Source organism: Myxacorys almedinensis A (assembly GCF_010091945.1).
Classification (GTDB): domain Bacteria; phylum Cyanobacteriota; class Cyanobacteriia; order Leptolyngbyales; family Leptolyngbyaceae; genus Myxacorys; species Myxacorys almedinensis.
The window spans coordinates 1-1748 of the sequence record NZ_WVIE01000055.1 but is presented as its reverse complement, the minus strand read 5'-3'; the positions used below and the strand labels follow the sequence as shown (position 1 = coordinate 1748).

Annotated in this window: 3 protein-coding genes; 2 read left to right on the top strand and 1 reads right to left on the bottom strand. The window is 48.8% G+C overall.

All coding sequences use genetic code 11. The annotated features are described in order from the left end of the window. Nucleotides 1-454: 454 nt before the first annotated feature. Entirely contained in the window at nt 455-613 is a 159-nt protein-coding gene (locus GS601_RS22550) for a hypothetical protein (protein ID WP_162425540.1), read from the bottom strand. A gap of 135 nt (nt 614-748) precedes the next feature. Here GS601_RS22550 and GS601_RS22545 point away from each other — a divergent pair, with 135 nt between their 5' ends. After that, nucleotides 749-1078 carry a DUF433 domain-containing protein gene (locus GS601_RS22545; protein WP_162425539.1) on the top strand — a complete coding sequence of 110 codons (330 nt, stop codon included), beginning with the start codon at nt 749-751 and terminating at the stop codon, nt 1076-1078. Next, nucleotides 1071-1427 (top strand): DUF5615 family PIN-like protein, encoded by a 357-nt coding sequence (locus GS601_RS22540; protein WP_162425538.1) that lies wholly within the window; start codon nt 1071-1073, stop codon nt 1425-1427. The genes GS601_RS22545 and GS601_RS22540 overlap by 8 nt, the downstream gene beginning before the upstream one ends. Nucleotides 1428-1748: the final 321 nt, after the last annotated feature.

Below are 1748 nucleotides of genomic sequence, written 5' to 3'. Positions count from 1 at the left end.
GGTTGAATATTCCAGGTATCGCAACGCTGGACAAGGATTTTGATGTCTACCGTCGTTACCGAAATCAGCCTTTTGAGCGGGTGTTTTATCCCCGGTAAATTCAGGAGAATGTGTACGTGCTGCTACGCAGATACCGCAAGGGTCGCAGAATGAAAAGCGCGATCGCATCTCCGAAACGTTCAGCGATCGCGCTTCACATAGAACCCAGAGACTACTATGAGTGCGCGCTGCTACGCAGATACCGCAAGGGTCGCAGAATCAGAGGCGCGATCGCACTTTCGAGGATAGCCCGATCGATATCAGAATGCGCGCTGCTACGCAGATACCGCAAGGGTCGTAGGATGAGAGGCGCGATCGCGTGTCTCTGATCGCTCAACGCTCTCGAAGCACAATCGCGCTAGCAGATATAGGGATCGCATTGGCAGATTTGGCGATCGCTAAAATCATCCAACGATCAACAACCAAGCGCGATTGCTAACTCTTGAGCATGGGAATAATGATCGTGACCCTCGGTAAGGCTTGAGGAAATGGGGGAGCGATCGATAAAGTCGTTGAGCGATCGACAACTGAGCGCGCGCTGCTTCGCAGATACCGCAAGGGTCGATAAACCCATTCAACAACCAAGCGCGCGCTGCTTTGCAGATACCGCAAGGGTCGCACAAACCATCCAGCGATCAACAATCAGAGCAGGATTAGCGGTAGAGCAATTCTGTGCCAAAATTTAGAAGACGGCAAGCAGAATTTTACCGTGGAACTAGAACATTACTTTGACTTCGTTTGTGCGGATGATATTCGTCTGAAAGGGACGCGCATGGGCATCGAAACGATTCTCTATGCTTATATTCATCAACAGCGCACGGCTGAAGAGATTGCTCAGATCTATCCTCAGATCACGCTTGAACAGATCTACGCAACGATTCTCTACTATCTGCATAACCAAGCTCAGGTGACTCAGTATTTGGCAGATTGGTTGGACTATTGTACTCAAGTGGAGCGGGAACAGGACGAGAATCCATCGGCGATCGTGGCTCGTCTGAAACAGATTAAGGCGGAACGCAGTTTGACAGTGCATGGTTAGATATTTGATTGATGAAAACCTGCCACCGAGCTATCAAATGCAGTTGTTGAGACGTAAACCAGATATAACGGTTTGGGCGGTTGGCGATCCTGGAACTCCACCTAAAGGAATGCTTGATCCAGTAATTCTCGAATGGTGTGAACAGCATGACTTTATTCTGATCACGAACAATCGTCGATCAATGCCAATTCACTTGGTTGAACACCTCGATTGTGGGCAGCATATTCCTGGGATTTTCGCGCTCAGACCCAAGGCATCTTTGGGGGAAATTCTGGATGATTTGATTTTGATTGCTGAAGTTGATGCGATCGCTGAATTTTACGATCGCATTGTCTACATTCCACTGTGATTTTTGGTCGATTACCTGAACTGCGATCGCACAAACAATCAAGCGATCGACAATCAGAGCGCGCGCTGCTTCGCAGATACTGCAAGGGTCGATAAACCCATTCAACAACCAAGCGCGCGCTGCTTTGCAGATACCGCAAGGGTCGCATAAACCATCGAGCAATCAACCTCTTGAGAAATCAAAGCGCGATCGCTAAACCCATGCAACAACCAACCGCGATCAGCGGTAAACTTGAGACCTACTCAGCTCGACTTTATCCAATTCAAGCAGCGTAGCACAGGAGGCTAGACCAGCAATCCAACAAGGCTTTTGGTATTTTTA